Raw genomic sequence first — 15,661 nt, forward strand, 5'->3', positions numbered from 1 at the left:
GTTTTATGAGCACGTATTTTGACATCATTATGGTTCCCCTCCAAGTGCTGATTGTCTTTTTCACCATCTACTATTTCGTCATTTCTCTGTTTGGCATTCTGCCCCGGAAAAAAGAAAAGAAGATCCTGACCCCCAAAACCACTTTTGCTGTGATCGTAGCGGCCCACAATGAGGAAAAAGTCATCGGCGAGCTGGTGGAGAACCTCCATATGCTCCGGTATCCGGATGAACTGTACGATATCTTCGTCATTGCGGACAACTGCAAGGACCATACGGCGGAGGTGGCCCGGAAAGCCGGGGCTCTCGTGTACGAGCGGTTCAATCAGGAAGAGGTGGGCAAGGGGTTTGCCCTGGAATGGATGTTCCGCCAGCTGTTTGCTCTGGATCGGCAGTATGATGCAGTGGCCATTTTTGATGCGGACAACCTGGTGCATCCGGATTTCCTGAAGGAAATGAACAACCGGTTCTGCAAGGGCGAGCGGCTGATCCAGGGGTATCTGGATGTGAAGAACCCCAACGACAGCTGGGTCAGCGGGACCTTTGCCATCAACTTCTGGATTGTGAACCATGTATGGCATCTGGCCAAGTACACCATCGGGCTGTCCAGTGTGTTCGGAGGCACGGGCATGGTGATTGCCACGGAAGTGCTGAAGAAGTATGGCTGGAAGGCCACCTGTCTCACGGAAGACATGGAATTCACCATGAAGTGCCTGCTGGAAGGCATTCCCACCACCTGGTGCCAGGATGCCATCATCTACGACGAAAAGCCCCAGACCTTCAAGGCTTCCTGGAACCAGCGGAAGCGGTGGGCCCAGGGCCAGTTCGACGTGGCGGGCCGGTATATGTGGAAGCTGCTGAAGGAAGGGATCCGGAAACGGGACATTGTGATCCTGGATGGGGTCATCGATGTGTTCCAGCCTTATTTCATGCTGATTTCCACCTTCTTCGTGCTCTGCAGCACCATCTACAACTTCGTTCCTTTCTATACCAATGTGCTGTATGCCCTGCTGCCCTACCATGTGTGGCAGGTAATCGGGGTGGCCCAGTATGCCATTCCCGCCATCATCCTGTTCAAGATCAATGCGGCGCCCAAGTCCTGGTTCTACACCCTGTTCTATCCGCTGCTGCTGTACAGCTGGGTGCCCATTACCATCCTGGGCTTCTTCCACCGGCATGAGCATGTGTGGAGCCACACCATCCACACCCGGAGCATCAGTTTCAACGATGTGCTGGTGCCGGAAAGCGCGGAAACCGGACCGAAGCAGATTATTTTGCCGAAAGAGAAGAGATAAGAGTTGTCAGTGACCCATGGAAATCAATTTTGCAAATTAATTTTGAAACAGCATAACCCGTAGGGGGCGCAGGCCCGGCGCCCCGCAAAACACATGGTCAACTGCTGATTTGGCGGGCGGCCGGGCCTGTCGCCCCTACGGAAACGATTTATATAACGGTTGCCGTTGACAGCTGACCGTTGACGGAGCTGTTGCATGGGCAACAGCTCTTTTTTTTGTACCATAGTTGACAAAATCAGTGGGAATGGATATAATGACAATGTAAACAAAATAGTTCCGGTAGGCCAGGCTCCTACAGGGATATGGACTGCTGCCGCAACAGGATGGAGACATCCCGCGTAGGTCTGAACAGGCTGCGTCAAACAAGAAGGCGCCGCATAATGCAGTTTCACCGCCCTGTAGAGTTAAAGCTCGTACGGTGGCAGTGGGATTGGTTTCCATTGAAGAATATTTGTATTTTCTGCCGTTCGGGTATGCCCCGGACGGCTGTTTTGTTATGTGAATCTCAGTCCTCGAAAGGTGGTGGCAAAACATGGACGGCACAAGTGGAGGCAGTCATCCTCACAGTTTGGGCAGCGGAATATCCACAGACTGGCGATGCCGGTCCGGTTTTGCTGCGCGGTTTTGAGCTGACAGCCTCTTAAAGAGGGGGAACGGCCCCCGGAATTCTTTAGGAGGATATCATGAAAAAAGAGAATATGAACAAAAAAATCCAGGCAGCAGCCCAGGTCGCCCAGGCAAAGCTCCAGCAGGCTGCCGCCCTGGATGTGAATGGGGTGCTGGCCCGGTACGGAGCCAGCCTCACCGGGCTGACGGAAGCCCAGGTGGAAGATTCCCGGGAAAAATTCGGCGCCAACCGGGTGACCCGGGAGAAGAAAAAGAGCCTGGCCGCCCGGCTGATCCAGGCTTTTGTGAATCCCTTTACGGTGATCCTGTTTGTCCTGGCCGGGGTATCCACGGTAACGGACATCATCCTGCCCCTGAAGCAGGGGGATATGGACAGCTTCAATCCGGTGACGGTGATCATCATCCTGACCCTGCTGCTGATTTCCGGGGTCCTGCGGTTTGTCCAGGAAACCCGCAGCGGGGATGCGGCGGCCAAGCTGCTGGAACTGATCACCACCACCTGCACGGTAATCCGTGAGGGGGGCAAAAAACAGGAAATCCCTCTCCAGGACGTGACGGTGGGGGATCTGGTGTTCCTGTCCACCGGGGATATGGTGCCGGCGGATCTGCGGATTTTGGAAGCCAAGGACTTGTTTGTGAGCCAGTCGGCCCTTACCGGGGAAAGCGCTCCCCAGGAAAAGGTGTCCCAGGCGGTACAGGACAGCGAAAAGAAAGCCGTGACGGAACTGGCCAACCTGGCCTTTATGGGCACCAATGTAATTTCCGGGTCCGCCACCGGTCTGGTGCTGGGAGTGGGGGACCATACCCTGTTCGGGAGTATGGCCAGTTCCATGGCCCAGGAAGCTCCGGAAACCAACTTCACCAAGGGCGTCAATTCGGTGTCCTGGGTGCTGATCCGGTTCATGATGGCCATGGTGCCCCTGGTATTCTTCATCAACGGCATCACCAAGGGGGACTGGGTGGCAGCCTTCCTGTTTGCCATTTCCGTGGCGGTGGGTCTGACTCCGGAAATGCTGCCCATGATCGTCACCACCTGCCTGGCCAAAGGGGCCGTTTCCATGTCGGAGAAAAAGACGGTGGTGAAAAGCCTGAACTCCATCCAGAGCTTCGGGGCCATGGATGTACTGTGCACGGACAAGACCGGTACCCTGACCCAGGACAAGGTGGTGTTGGAATACCATCTGGATGCCAACGGGCGCCCCAGCCAGCGGGTGCTCCGGTATGCCTATCTGAACAGTTATTTCCAGACCGGGTACAAGAATTTCATGGACCGGGCCATTATCCAGAAAACGGAAGAAGAGGAAAATGCGGATCCCCGGCTGGTGGATCTGTCGGAAAACTACCGGAAGGTGGATGAGGTCCCCTTTGATTTTGCCCGGAGGAGACTGTCGGTGGTGGTCATCGATCCCAAAGGCCGTACCCAGATGATCACCAAGGGGGCTGTGGAAGAAATGCTGGGGATCTGCTCCCAGGTGGAACAGGAAAATGGTCCGGTGGCCCTGACGGAAGACCTGCGGAAACGGATCTGCCAGGTGGCGGACCAGCTGAACGACGAGGGGATGCGGGTGATTGCCCTGGCCCGGAAAATCAATCCTTCTCCGGTGGGGGCGTTCGGTACCAAAGATGAACGGGACATGGTGCTTATGGGCTATCTGGCCTTCCTGGATCCGCCCAAGGAAACGGCGGCCAAAGCCATTGAGGCCCTGAAGGACCACGGAGTCACCACCAAGGTGCTGACCGGGGACAACGAAAAGACCACCCGGTGCATCTGCCGTCAGGTGGGGCTGCCGGTGGAGCACATCCTGCTGGGCAGCGATCTGGAAGCCATGGACCGGAAGCAGCTGGAAGCGGAAGTGGAACGGACCACGGTGTTTGCCAAGCTGTCTCCGGACCAGAAGGCCCGGGTGGTGGAAGCCCTTCAGGCAAAAGGCCATACGGTGGGTTTCATGGGGGATGGGATCAATGATGCCCCGGCTCTCAAAATGGCGGATATCGGGATCTCTGTGGACAGTGCCGTGGACGTTGCCAAGGAAAGTGCGGATATCATCCTGCTGGAAAAGAGTCTGATGGTGCTGGAAGAAGGGATCGTGGAGGGCCGGAAAACTTATGCCAACATGATCAAATACATCAAGATGACCGCGTCTTCCAACTTCGGGAACATGTTTTCGGTGCTGGCGGCCAGTGCCCTGCTGCCTTTCCTGCCCATGAGCAGCCTCCAGCTGCTGGTCCTGAACCTGCTGTATGAAATTTCCTGCATTGCCATTCCCTGGGACAATGTGGATGAGGATTACCTGAAGGTGCCCCGGAACTGGGAGGCCTCCAGCATCGGCAGCTTCATGCTGTGGCTGGGGCCCACCAGTTCGGTGTTCGACTGGGTTACCTACCTGGTGCTGTATTTCGTGATCTGTCCCCAGGTGCTGTCCGGGGGACTTACCTACAATCATATTGCTGCCGACGCAGTGGTGGGCCAGGGGCCTTTTGCGGGGATGAACCTGCGGGATGCCTATGAGGCTCTGTTCCAGGCGGGATGGTTCGTGGAATCCATGTGGACCCAGACCCTGGTGATCCATATGCTCCGGACCCCCAAACTGCCCTTTATCCAGAGCCATGCCTCGGCCATGCTGACGGCGCTTACCTGCACGGGAATCGCCCTGTGCACCCTGCTGCCCTTTACCGGCAGCCTGGGAAGGGATCTGGGGTTCCTGCCTCTGCCGGGATGGTATTTCGGGTTCCTGGCCCTGGTGATCGCAGGGTATATGCTGCTGACCACCAGCATCAAAAAAGCCTACATCCGGCATTACGGGAGCCTGCTTTGAGGGCTGCCTCAGGGCAGCGTTTCTTTTCAGGAAACCCGCCAGAGGCAGGTTCCTTCCAAAACGACGAACGACGAACGATCATACCCGAAAGGAGTGATTGCCATGATGATGGAACTGATGAACGTGGAACCGCTGTTCTGGATCGGCATGGGTGCGGTGGCGGCTGTGATCTGCCTGATGCAGGCCGTCTGCTGGACCCGGACACCGAAAATGCGGAGAAATGAATGAAAATGGGTTAACCCCTGTTTCCCCTTTTTGCTGATTGTGCTACAATGAACCGGTATGCAGGTCACATGACTTGACAATCAATGACGAGGAGCGGGAAAAATGGAATATACGGAAACGGAGCAGATGGTAGCAGATCAGGAGGAAACCGGAGCCCTGGAAATCCGGCGGCTGACTTTTACGGAAGCCGTGATGCTGGTGGTGGGAGCCACCATTGGTTCCGGGGTGCTGGGACTGGCCTATGCCAGCCGGAAGGCCGGGTGGCCGGTGCTGCTGACCTGGCTTCTGGCTGCCGGTTTCCTTTCGGTGGCCTCCATGCTCTATGTGGCGGAAACGGCCCTGCGCACCCGGCGGCCCCTGCAGCTTTCCGGGCTGGCGGAAAAATATGTGGGGAAGACCGGATCCTGGCTGATCTTCTTTTCCGTGGGAGCCACCAGTTTCTGCAGCCTGATCGCCTATATCACCGGCTGCGGGAAGATCCTCAGCACTTTTCTGGGTATTCCCCTGGAAGAGGCCAGCCTGCTGTTTTCCGTGGGGGCCACTGCCGTGGTCTGGCTGGGCCTGAAGGTTACCGGGGCGGCGGAGAAGTACCTGGGGCTGGGGATGATCCTGATGCTGCTCCTGCTGGTGGGGGCTTCCTTCCTCAGGGCACGGGTTCCCATGGAAGAGATCCTCTATGCTCACTGGTCCTGGGGCATCCCGGTATTCAACATTGCGGTGTTCTGCTATGCGGTCCAGTATATTGTGCCGGAACTGGCCCGGGGATTCCGGGACCGGCCGGACAAACTGGTGCCGGCCATCCTGGGCGGCACGGGAATCTCTTTCCTGATCCTGGCCCTGGTGCCCCTGGCGGTATTCCTGATGCTGCCCGGGGAGGAAATCACGGAAGTGGCCTCCCTTTCCTGGGGACGGGCCCTGAAAAATCCCCTGTTCTATCTGTTGGTGAATTTCTTTGCCTTCTGTGCCATGCTCACTTCTTTCTGGGCCATTGCAGAAAGCTTCCTTACCAACTGCATCGAGCGGATGGGCTTCCGGTCGGAACGGGATATCCGGAGCCGGGCTCTGTGCCTGGTCTTTATTGTGGTCCCGCCCATCTTTCTGGCCAGCAGCGGTCTGGTGGGGTTTGTGAATGCCATTTTCAGCGCCGGGACCTTCGGGGGCATCATCATGTCCGTGCTGCCGGTGTTCATGGTCCGGAGTGCCCGGAAGAGGGGGGACCAGGAACCCTGCTGGCAGTGCGGATGGCTGGCCGCCCGTCCGGTACAGGGCCTGGTGCTGACCGTGTTCCTGGGCTCCGGCATCTACGCCCTGCTGAGCATGGCCGGGATGCTGCCGAAGGGGTGGTAAAAGGGGGCGTGAAAAATTCACACCCCAGGTCGCGGGCCTCGGGTCACGGGCCGCGAGCCTGGACGTTTAACCCGTTTGTTCTTTCTCTACAGAATGATAAGGTAATATACACTGGGATCTGCAAAACGGGATTTTCGGCCTGCACCAACAAGCCCGCGATTCACGACCCGCGACCAAAAAAGGGGGTGTGAAAAAATGCTTTTTCACACCCCGTCACTAGTCTCTAGTCACTAGCCGATGGAAGCCAGCTGACGCAAGCGAAATAAAGGCGCTGTGGATGATTTTTTCACAGCGCCTTTTTCCATTCAATTCCTATTCTTTTCTTCCACCAGTTCGCCCGCTTCTTCTTCCTGCTGATCTTCTTCATCTTTCCCTACGCAGTAGGAAGCGAAAAGGGAACCGGATACGTTGTGCCATACGGAGAAGATGGCTCCGGCGATGCCCCCGGCCGCGGTGAAGTACATCAGGGCCAGGGTGGAGGCCAGACCGGAATTCTGCATGCCCACTTCAATGGTCATGGCCCGGCACTGGGCTTTGTCCAGCCCGAAATGGCGGGCGCAGAATCCTCCCAGCAGCATCCCGCACAGGTTGTGGAGGATCACCACACAGAGGATCACCAGTCCGTTGTCCACAATGGCCCGTCCGGACATGGATACCACGCAGCCCACGGTGAGGATCACCACCAGGGCGGAGAGCATGGGCATCACCCGGATGATCCGGCTGACCTGACGGGGAAAGAAAGCGTTCATCCCGATTCCCAGGATCAGGGGCAGCAGCACCATCTTGACAATGGAAAGCATCATGGACACAAAGTCGATGTCCACCCAGGTGCCGGCAATGAGCCACACCAGGAAGGGGGTCACAAAGGGCGCCAGCAGGGTGTTCACCATGGTCATGGAAACGGACAGGGCCACATCCGCATGGGCAATGTAGGAGATTACATTGGAAGCGGTGCCGCCCGGACAGCAGCCCACCAGCACAACCCCAATGGCGATGGCGGGAGGGAGCCGGAACAGATGGATCAGCCCGAAGGCCACGGCGGGCATGATGGTGAACTGGAGCAGGGTCCCGATGGCCACGTTCTTCGGCTGCCGGAACACATTCCGGAAATCATCCGGGGTCAGGCTCATGCCCATGCCGAACATGATGATGCCCAGGAAGGTGGGGATCTGGGGGGCCAGAGGCTTCATGAGCCCCGGCTCCAGGATCCCCAGGAATCCGATGAGCACCACCCCGATGGACATGTAACGGGTGCAGAAGCGTACGATTGCATCCAGCATGGAATCAGCCCTCCAGCACCACATTGTCGATGAGACGGGTGGTGCCGAATTTTACGGCCACGGCCAGCAGCACACGGCCGTCAATGGGTCCGGTGACTTCCGTCAGGCCGGGCATGCCGTACAGTTCCACGTAATCGATGTTGCTCATGGGTTCGGTCCTGATTTCCGCCGTTACCTGGTCCACCAGTTTCCGGGGATCCCTTTCGCCGGCGGCAAAGGCTTCTTTTGCATGCTTCAGGCTCCGGGAAAGGATCAGGGCAGCCTTCCGTTCTTCCGGAGACAGGTAGACGTTCCGGGAACTTTTGGCCAGTCCGTCGGATTCCCGAACGATAGGCATAATACGGAGTTCCACGTTCATAAACAAGTCTTCCACCATCCGGCGGAGGACTTCCGTCTGCTGGGCATCTTTCAGCCCGAAATAGGCCCGGTCGGCCTGGGAGAGATTGAACAGCTTGGTGCATACCGTTGCCACACCCCGGAAATGGATGGGGCGTGTGCGGCCGCAAAGAACTTTGGTGATATTGCCCGTCACTTCCACCCAGGTCATATCCTTGTGGGGATACATTTCAGCCGGCGAAGGGGCAAAGATGGCCGTGGCACCGGCGGCTTCCGCGACTTTTTCGTCTGCGGCCAGCTTCCGGGGATAGGCATCATAGTCTTCGCTGGGGCCGAACTGGGTGGGGTTCACAAAGTCGCTGACGATGACCACGTCATTTTCTTTGGCAGCGGCTTTGATCAGAGAGGCATGCCCTTCGTGGAGGGCGCCCATGGTGGGCACCAGGCCGATGGTTTTGCCTTCTTTTTTGGCAGTGCGGACAAAGTCCTTCAGATCTTTTACGGTACGGAACAGTTGCATAATGACAACACCTTTCGGTGAAAGTCCTGGAATATCCAGTACCCATAAGAGAGAGGGGCACCTTGCCGTCCCAGTCTTTCGATATGTTTTGGTTCCGATTCCGAAGGGATCCTGACCAGGGAAACCCATGGCCTGTGCGCACGGTCCAGCATCGGGAAACCGTTTTATTGGATGGAACCCTAAATTTATCTCCTGCCAGAAGTTCCATCATTCGGGTCATTATTATACTCAAAAAGAAATCCTTGTCAAGACAATAAGAAAAAGGTTAACGAAAGGGAAAATAAAAATATCGAACTATATTTTCATCATAATTAGAATATGTACGCAAATATCCGAACATTACCTCACAATGTATACATAATAATCTTGCAAATACAGTAAACTTCGTAACAATTTTCTCGTTTTCGAGATAATTGTTTGTGAACTATTTGTGAACCGATTTACAGAAACTGTATCCAGAGTATAATCGTAATTGTTCGAAATAATGCGAACAGTATTAAGGAAATAAGCTATAATGATTGCAAATCAAACGAAGGCAGGGATGGCTATGATGATCAAACTCGAGCACGTCAACAAGTACTTTGGCACCAACCATGTATTGAAGGACGTCAACCTGGAAGTGAAAGAAGGGGAGAAACTGGTAATCATCGGGCCATCTGGTTCAGGGAAATCCACTACCGTACGGTGCATGAATTTCCTGGAGGAACCATCGGATGGGCATGTGTACATCAACGGCACAGAGCTCACCCACAAAAACAGGACCCAGATCATCCGGGACAACATGTCCATGGTGTTCCAGCAGTTCAACCTGTACCCCCATATGACGGTACTGCAGAACCTGACCCTGGCACCCATGAAACTCCGGCACAAGAGCAAAGAGGATGCGGAAAAGACCGCTTACCATTATCTGGAAGTGGTCGGGCTGCGGCACAAAGCCAATGTGTATCCCACCACTCTTTCCGGCGGCCAGCAGCAGCGGATCGCCATTGCCCGGGCCCTCTGCGATGAAAGCAAGATCATCCTGTTCGATGAACCCACATCGGCACTGGATCCGGAAACCATCCAGGAAGTGCTGGATGTCATGATCAAGCTGGCGAAAGAAGGGAACATCACCATGGTGGTGGTGACCCACGAAATGGGCTTTGCCCGGCAGGTGGCCGACCGGATCATCTTCATGGAAGACGGCCGGATCATCGATGAGGGGACACCGGATCACTTCTTCGTGAATCCCACCAATGAACGGGTGAAGAAGTTCTTAAGCAAGATTATCCGCTGAAAACCACCCGGCGATAATCATAGAGCAGCAAGGAAGCAATTGAAGGAGGTTTTATCATGAAAAGTTTGGGCAAACTGAGAAAAATCTTTGCAGTAGGGGTTACCGTACTCATGGCCGTATCGCTGTTTGCAGGCTGTGGGGATGAAAAGAAGAGTGCCGACAGTGGTAAATCCTCCAATGTGGCGGAAGATATCGCCGCCATCAAAAAGCGTGGGGTCCTGCGGGTAGGGGTCAAGAACTCCACCAAGGGATTCGGGTATCAGGATCCGGCCACCGGGAAATTCACCGGGCTGGAAGTCGACCTGGGTGAAGCACTGGCCAAGAAACTGGGTGTGGATGTGGAATATACGCCGGTAACGGCAGCCACCCGTACGGCTCTTCTGGATTCCGGGGATATCGATATGGTTGCCGCAACCTTTACCATTACGCCGGAACGGAAAAAGTCCTGGGATTTCACCACTCCTTACTATACGGACCATGTTGGGGTACTGGTGGAAAAAGCCAGCAACATCAACAGCCTGGCTGACCTGAAAGGCAAAGTGGTGGGGGTATCCTCCGGTTCCACTTCCGCCAAGGCACTGGTTGAAGCCATGATCAAGGCCAAGGTCATCGACGGGGAAGGGTTCGATCCCAAGAACTTCGATGCAGCCACCTGGACCAAAGGCGTAAGCTTCAAACAGTATGCGGATTATCCGGCCATCTCCACGGCCCTGACTTCCGGCGAAGTTTCCGCGTTCTGCGTGGATAAATCCATCCTGGCCATCTACCATACCGATGACCGTACCTTCATCAAGGAAGAATTTGCTCCCCAGGATTACGGCCTGGCCACCAAGAAGGGTTCCGGCATGAGCAAATATTGTGAAGAAGCTGTCCAGGGCTGGCTGAAAGACGGCACCATCAAGAAACTGATGGCCAAGTACAAACTGGACAAATAAGCAGCAGGAAAGTGAATGCAAGGCGGGAAGCGGCAATCCTCCAAATTCGCGGACAGCGGGAAGGATTGCCCTTCTCTTTCAACAGGAGGCAATGATTATGGGCGGTTTATTTTCAGAAAAGGCCTGGGCCGTTGTGCTGGCTCACAAAGCAAATTTCATACAGGGGTTTTCCGTTACCGTGGAAAGCGCCATAGGAGGCATCCTGATTGCCACGGTGCTGGGAATCCTGCTGGGGCTGATGGGGGTCAGCAGCAAACGGCTGCCCCATGCCATCAACCGGATTTATGTGGAAGCCATCCAGAACACACCGCTCATCCTGCAGCTGTGTCTTCTCTATTATGCCCTGTCCTTCTCCGGTCACAAGATCGGGATCCTGGCAGCCGGGATCGTTTCCCTGGGGCTGTACCATGGAGCCTATATGGCGGAAGTGATCCGGGCGGGCATCGAAGCCGTCCCCAGAGGACAGTTTGAGGCGGCGGATGCCCAGGGATTCAATTACACCCAGAAAATGGCATACATCATCCTGCCACAGACGGTAAAGATCATCCTGCCGCCTACGGTGAACCAGATCGGGAACCTGATCAAGAACACCGCGGTGCTGTACATCATCGGCGGGGCGGACCTGATTTCTTCCACCTACAATTTCGTAACGGGGGCCACCACCGGCGGTTCCTATGCACCGGCTTACATCGTCTGCGGTGTCCTGTTCTTCGCCATCTGTTTCCCCCTGTCCACCCTGGCCGGCAGATGGGAAGCCAAACTGAAGGCCCAGGACGAAATGATGAATGCCTGAGGAGGAATGGAGTATGAGTACATTGGCTGGCAGCATTGCCATGTTGAAAAATCCGGATATTGTATCTTTCCTGATGAAAGGAGTCTGCTTCACGCTGCTCCTGGCGGTGGTTTCCATTACCGCCAGCCTGGGGATCGCCTCCGTCCTGGCCCTGGCGCGGAACTACTGCACCCGGCCTGCGGAACGGGTTTTCCGCTGGGCCGCCACGGCCTATATCGAACTGTTCCGGAACACGCCCCTGCTGTTCTGGATCTTCATCGGCACAGTCTTTTTCCCCGCTCCCGGTGTGCGCCGGATGCTGGGCCTCAGCTCTGTGGAAACCAAGCTGCTGTTCAAGTGCACCATTGCCCTGACCATCTTTGAGTCGGCCATCATTGCGGAAATCATCCGGGGCGGCCTGAACGCCATTTCCAAGGGGCAGTTCGAAGCCGGCTATGCCCAGGGGTTCAATATGGTCCAGGTGATGTGGTACATCATCCTGCCCCAGGCCTTCCGGAAAATCATCCCCACCCTGATGAGCCAGGTGATCACCATCATCAAGGATACTTCCTTCCTGGCCAACGTGGCCACCATCGAACTGATGGCCCGGGTGAACAAGGTCCTCAGCGGAGCGGCCCTGTACAACGGAACCGGCAAGATCAATGTATCCGATGTATTTGTCCTGTTCGGGTTTGCGGCCCTGGTGTATTTCATCATCAACTACAGCTTGTCCTGTGTGGTCCGCCATGTCCAGGCCAACCTGGAAAAGGTAGGGGAGTCAGAACCAGCGCCTGAAGTGCCGGCCAATGTGGAAATGGCAAAATAAAATCAAAAAAACTGTTGACAGGAATCGGTATTTCGTGTAGAATAATCTTCGTTGAGATTCCCCGATAGCTCAATGGTAGAGCACTCGACTGTTAATCGAGTTGTTGTAAGTTCGAGTCTTACTCGGGGAGCCAATTGCAAATCATGCCGGACGGATGTCCGGCTTTTTTTAAATTTACAGGGGTTCGCCGCTTCCCCGGCAGCACTGCAGTCAGAGAGAATATGAGGTGTTTCATTTGGTTGGAATTTTAACGGTCGATCAGAATAAATGTGTGAAATGCGGGATCTGCTCCAAGGTCTGTCCCAGCTGTATCATTGAAATGGAAGAGAACGGTCCTGTGTGCATCAATGATATGTCCTGCATGTCCTGCGGCCACTGTGTTTCCGTCTGCCCTACCGGTGCTCTTGACAATTCCCGCTGTCCCCAGGCTGAAATGGACCCCATTCCCATGCCGGTGCTGGATTCCAAAACGGCATACAATTTCCTGCGGATGCGCCGGAGCATCCGGAACTTTACCCCGGAACTGGTCAGTGAAGACAAAATGCGCCAGCTGCTGGACATTGCCCGGTATGCACCTACCGCGGCCAATTCCCAGGGGCTGTACTACATTGTGGTGTCCGATCAGGAACTGATCCGGAAAATCTGTGACTGTGTGGCCGACTGGATGCAGGAAGAAATCGACAACGATTCTCCCCGCCGCCGGTATTTCCGGAAAGTGCTGGAAGTATACCGGGGCCGTGGGGTGGATATCATCGGCCGGAATGCCAAGCAGCTGGTGTTCGCACTGGCCCGCCGGCTGAACGTGACCGGGGTCAGCAACTGCGAACAGGCCTGGGCTTATGTGGAACTGTATGCGCCCACCCTGGGCCTGGGAACCACCATTATGGGCTTTATTGAAACCTGTGCCCGGGCAGACTATGCCCCGCTGCGGGAACTGCTCCAGGTTCCCCAGAAACAGGTGATTGTTGGAACTCTGCTGGTAGGGTATCCCAAATACAAGTACAACCGGCTGGTGAACCGCCAGCATCTGAAGGTGGAGTTCCGGTAAAAAAGGAGCTGATACCATGATCCAGGGCAAGACCATTATCTGTGAAGAAGTGTTTGTGCAGCTGGTGCGGCTGGCTGCGGACCGGGTGCCCCAGGTGAACCTGTGGGAAGAAGCCGGCGGGGGCCTGATGTCCTTTGCCAAGGGGCTTACCGGGAAGAATGTGCCGCCGGTGTCGGTGGAAAAGACCGATGCGGAAGTGACGGAGAACGGAACCGTCAAAAAGGGCCACGTGGGATTCACCCTGAAGGTGTCCGTGGCCTGTGATGCGTCCATTCCGGATGTGATCGAACAGCTGCGGGAAGCCGTGGTGAAGGAAGTGGTACGGATCACCGATTTCCAGGTGGACCGGGTGGACATCATCGTGGCCCGGCTGGAAGAACCGGAAGCCAAAGCGTCGGAAAAAACGGCCGAAGAACCGGAGAAAACAGAAGAAAGCCCTGCGGAAGCAGGGGAGTGAGAAAGGGGCTGTTGCGCATGCAACAGCTCCTTTTTTGTCAGCGGTCAACGCCGAGGGACGATGGACAACAGTGGGACGTAGACAGACGCCGTTCCGCCCGAAGGGCTGTGCTTCCCCCTTGCCCCTTTTCCCCATTTGTGCTATGATAATAGCAAACAAATGTTTATTAAAACAAACGAAAGCGGGGAGAGTCATGGAACAGCGAGTCTATGGGGCCATCGATCTGAAATCTTTCTATGCCTCGGTGGAATGTGTGGAACGGGGACTGGATCCTTTGGATGCCTGCCTGGTGGTGGCGGACCGGAGCCGGACGGACCGGACCATCTGCCTGGCGGTGTCCCCGGCCCTGAAGGCCTGGGGCATCCCGGGCCGGCCCCGTCTGTTCGAAGTGATCCGGCAGGTGGAGGAGATGAACGCCCTCCGCCGGGCTTCTCTCCGGGGCCGGTCTTTTACCGGCCGTTCGTACCTGGCTTCCCGGCTGGACCGGGACAAAAGCCTGGAAGTGGCATACATTACGGCCATGCCCCATATGCAGCGGTATATGGAAAAAAGTGCCCAGGTGCTCCAGATCTATCTCCAGTTCATGGCTCCGGAAGACATCCATGTGTATTCCGTAGATGAGGTGCTGCTGGATCTGACGCCCTATTTGAAATCCGGGGGCTGGACGCCCCACGGCCTGGTCCGGGAGATGATCCGGCAGGTGCTCAGGGAAACCGGAATCACCGCCACCGCCGGTATCGGCACCAATCTGTACCTGTGCAAGGTGGCCATGGACATTGTGGCCAAGCATATGGAACCGGATCCGGACGGGGTACGGATCGCCGCCCTGACGGAACGGACCTACCGGCAGCTGCTGTGGGACCACTGTCCTATGACGGATTTCTGGCGGATCGGGCCGGGAATCACCCGGAAGCTCCAGCAGTACGGTATGTACACCATGGGAGCTGTGGCCCGGATGTCCCTGGAGGATCCGGATCTGTTGTACCATCTGTTCGGAGTGAATGCGGAACTGCTCATCGACCACGCCTGGGGCTGGGAGCCCTGTACCCTCCAGGATATCCGGACCTATGAGCCCCGGAGCAGCAGCCTGGGATCCGGCCAGGTGCTCCAGCAGCCCTGTACGGCGGAAAAGGCCCGGCTCCTGGTGTGGGAAATGGCAGACCTGCTGGCCCTGGACCTGACAAAGAAACACCGGGTGACGGATCAGCTGGTGATGACCCTGGGGTATGACCGGTGCAACCTGGAAGATCCGGAACGGCGCCGGTCCTACCGGGGGAAGGTGACTGCCGACCATTACGGAAGGCCGGTGCCCGTCCATGCCCACGGGTCCCGGAACCTGCCGGGAGGATATACCGCTTCCGGCCAGGTGATCCGGCAGGAGACCCTGGCCCTTTTTGACCGGATTGCGGATCCGCATCTGCTGATCCGGAAAATCAGCCTGAATGCGGAGCATGTGCGGAACCCGGAAAGCCTGCCTGTCCTGAGGGGAGAAACGGATCTTTTTGTCCGGGAGCCCGGTCCGGTGTATGTCCGGGGACGGGAGGACCAGCTCCAGGAAACCATCCTGTCCATCCAGAGCCGGTACGGCAAAAATGTCCTGCTCCGGGGCAGCAACCTGCTCCAGGGAGCCATGACCCGGGAACGGAACGGACAGGTAGGGGGGCATCGGGCATGAAGGACTATGCAGATATGATGGAAATGGATCATCCGGAAATCCCCGGCCACCCCCGGATGCGCCGGAAGCAGCGGGCCGCCCAGTTTGCGCCTTTTGCCGCCCTGAACGGCTATGGGGAACTGGTGGAAGAAGCCATCCGGCAGCAGGAGGAAGCGGTGGAAGCCCAGGTGGAGCGCATCCGGGATCCGGAAAAAGCATAATGTATTTTTATGCACAAAATCCAAATAAA

Annotated in this window: 14 protein-coding genes, 1 tRNA gene and 1 riboswitch; of the genes, 13 read left to right on the plus strand and 2 right to left on the minus strand. The window is 56.2% G+C overall.

The features are described 5' to 3' along the window. Positions 1 to 5: 5 nt before the first annotated feature. The 4 genes from ACFER_RS04055 to ACFER_RS04070 all read left to right on the plus strand — a co-directional run bounded on the left by ACFER_RS04055 (position 6) and on the right by ACFER_RS04070 (position 6,307). Positions 6 to 1,292, plus strand: coding sequence for a glycosyltransferase family 2 protein (locus ACFER_RS04055; RefSeq protein WP_012938148.1), 1,287 nt, complete (start codon positions 6 to 8; stop codon positions 1,290 to 1,292). 268 nt (positions 1,293 to 1,560) lie between these two features. Then, a riboswitch (M-box (ykoK) riboswitch) is annotated at positions 1,561 to 1,722 on the plus strand. Positions 1,723 to 1,975: 253 nt separating this feature from the next. Beyond that, the gene (gene mgtA / locus ACFER_RS04065) at positions 1,976 to 4,735 is read left to right on the plus strand and encodes a magnesium-translocating P-type ATPase (protein ID WP_012938149.1); all 2,760 of its coding nucleotides are present in this window, start codon (positions 1,976 to 1,978) and stop codon (positions 4,733 to 4,735) included. Between the two features lie 102 nt (positions 4,736 to 4,837). Further along, complete coding sequence (locus ACFER_RS11905) at positions 4,838 to 4,963, plus strand: hypothetical protein (RefSeq protein WP_012938150.1); 126 nt, start codon at positions 4,838 to 4,840, stop codon at positions 4,961 to 4,963. 99 nt (positions 4,964 to 5,062) lie between these two features. Next, positions 5,063 to 6,307 (plus strand): aromatic amino acid transport family protein, encoded by a 1,245-nt coding sequence (locus tag ACFER_RS04070; RefSeq protein ID WP_012938151.1) that lies wholly within the window; start codon positions 5,063 to 5,065, stop codon positions 6,305 to 6,307. A 305-nt stretch (positions 6,308 to 6,612) separates the two neighbouring features. On the opposite strand, the gene ACFER_RS04075 is transcribed toward ACFER_RS04070, so the two are convergent. Further along, complete coding sequence (locus ACFER_RS04075; protein ID WP_012938152.1) at positions 6,613 to 7,587, minus strand: bile acid:sodium symporter family protein; 975 nt, start codon at positions 7,585 to 7,587, stop codon at positions 6,613 to 6,615. 4 nt (positions 7,588 to 7,591) lie between these two features. Then, the gene (gene panC / locus ACFER_RS04080) at positions 7,592 to 8,443 is read right to left on the minus strand and encodes a pantoate--beta-alanine ligase (RefSeq protein WP_012938153.1); all 852 of its coding nucleotides are present in this window, start codon (positions 8,441 to 8,443) and stop codon (positions 7,592 to 7,594) included. A gap of 550 nt (positions 8,444 to 8,993) precedes the next feature. Between panC and ACFER_RS04085 the strand changes: the two genes are divergently transcribed. From ACFER_RS04085 to ACFER_RS04125, 9 genes are all read left to right on the plus strand, one after another. Beyond that, positions 8,994 to 9,719 (plus strand): amino acid ABC transporter ATP-binding protein, encoded by a 726-nt coding sequence (locus ACFER_RS04085; RefSeq protein WP_012938154.1) that lies wholly within the window; start codon positions 8,994 to 8,996, stop codon positions 9,717 to 9,719. A gap of 56 nt (positions 9,720 to 9,775) precedes the next feature. Continuing rightward, entirely contained in the window at positions 9,776 to 10,654 is an 879-nt protein-coding gene (locus tag ACFER_RS04090) for a transporter substrate-binding domain-containing protein (RefSeq protein WP_012938155.1), read from the plus strand. Between the two features lie 97 nt (positions 10,655 to 10,751). Then, complete coding sequence (locus ACFER_RS04095; RefSeq protein WP_012938156.1) at positions 10,752 to 11,447, plus strand: amino acid ABC transporter permease; 696 nt, start codon at positions 10,752 to 10,754, stop codon at positions 11,445 to 11,447. A gap of 13 nt (positions 11,448 to 11,460) precedes the next feature. Continuing rightward, positions 11,461 to 12,252: an amino acid ABC transporter permease gene (locus ACFER_RS04100; RefSeq protein WP_012938157.1), complete on the plus strand. Its 792-nt coding sequence runs from the start codon at positions 11,461 to 11,463 to the stop codon at positions 12,250 to 12,252. 58 nt (positions 12,253 to 12,310) lie between these two features. Then, positions 12,311 to 12,385, plus strand: a tRNA-Asn gene (locus ACFER_RS04105). 93 nt (positions 12,386 to 12,478) lie between these two features. Beyond that, entirely contained in the window at positions 12,479 to 13,300 is an 822-nt protein-coding gene (locus ACFER_RS04110) for a nitroreductase family protein (protein WP_227898312.1), read from the plus strand. A gap of 16 nt (positions 13,301 to 13,316) precedes the next feature. Continuing rightward, positions 13,317 to 13,757 carry an Asp23/Gls24 family envelope stress response protein gene (locus tag ACFER_RS04115; RefSeq protein ID WP_012938159.1) on the plus strand — a complete coding sequence of 147 codons (441 nt, stop codon included), beginning with the start codon at positions 13,317 to 13,319 and terminating at the stop codon, positions 13,755 to 13,757. A 193-nt stretch (positions 13,758 to 13,950) separates the two neighbouring features. Then, positions 13,951 to 15,432: a Y-family DNA polymerase gene (locus ACFER_RS04120; RefSeq protein ID WP_012938160.1), complete on the plus strand. Its 1,482-nt coding sequence runs from the start codon at positions 13,951 to 13,953 to the stop codon at positions 15,430 to 15,432. Beyond that, the gene (locus ACFER_RS04125) at positions 15,429 to 15,632 is read left to right on the plus strand and encodes a hypothetical protein (RefSeq protein WP_012938161.1); all 204 of its coding nucleotides are present in this window, start codon (positions 15,429 to 15,431) and stop codon (positions 15,630 to 15,632) included. The genes ACFER_RS04120 and ACFER_RS04125 overlap by 4 nt, the downstream gene beginning before the upstream one ends. The last annotated feature ends 29 nt before the right edge of the window (positions 15,633 to 15,661 follow it).

Source organism: Acidaminococcus fermentans DSM 20731 (assembly GCF_000025305.1).
GTDB classification, from domain to species: domain Bacteria; phylum Bacillota; class Negativicutes; order Acidaminococcales; family Acidaminococcaceae; genus Acidaminococcus; species Acidaminococcus fermentans.

Bases quoted from the DNA above. Each gene is read 5' to 3' on its own strand.
- ACFER_RS04090 (WP_012938155.1), top strand. From the start codon at position 9,776: ATGAAAAGTTTGGGCAAACTGAGAAAAATCTTTGCAGTAGGGGTTACC.
- ACFER_RS04120 (WP_012938160.1), top strand. From the start codon at position 13,951: ATGGAACAGCGAGTCTATGGGGCCATCGATCTGAAATCTTTCTATGCC.
- mgtA (WP_012938149.1), top strand. From the start codon at position 1,976: ATGAAAAAAGAGAATATGAACAAAAAAATCCAGGCAGCAGCCCAGGTC.
- ACFER_RS11905 (WP_012938150.1), top strand. From the start codon at position 4,838: ATGATGATGGAACTGATGAACGTGGAACCGCTGTTCTGGATCGGCATG.
- panC (WP_012938153.1), bottom strand. From the start codon at position 8,443: ATGCAACTGTTCCGTACCGTAAAAGATCTGAAGGACTTTGTCCGCACT.
- ACFER_RS04100 (WP_012938157.1), top strand. From the start codon at position 11,461: ATGAGTACATTGGCTGGCAGCATTGCCATGTTGAAAAATCCGGATATT.
- ACFER_RS04085 (WP_012938154.1), top strand. From the start codon at position 8,994: ATGATCAAACTCGAGCACGTCAACAAGTACTTTGGCACCAACCATGTA.
- ACFER_RS04115 (WP_012938159.1), top strand. From the start codon at position 13,317: ATGATCCAGGGCAAGACCATTATCTGTGAAGAAGTGTTTGTGCAGCTG.
- ACFER_RS04055 (WP_012938148.1), top strand. From the start codon at position 6: ATGAGCACGTATTTTGACATCATTATGGTTCCCCTCCAAGTGCTGATT.
- ACFER_RS04125 (WP_012938161.1), top strand. From the start codon at position 15,429: ATGAAGGACTATGCAGATATGATGGAAATGGATCATCCGGAAATCCCC.
- ACFER_RS04070 (WP_012938151.1), top strand. From the start codon at position 5,063: ATGGAATATACGGAAACGGAGCAGATGGTAGCAGATCAGGAGGAAACC.
- ACFER_RS04095 (WP_012938156.1), top strand. From the start codon at position 10,752: ATGGGCGGTTTATTTTCAGAAAAGGCCTGGGCCGTTGTGCTGGCTCAC.
- ACFER_RS04075 (WP_012938152.1), bottom strand. From the start codon at position 7,587: ATGCTGGATGCAATCGTACGCTTCTGCACCCGTTACATGTCCATCGGG.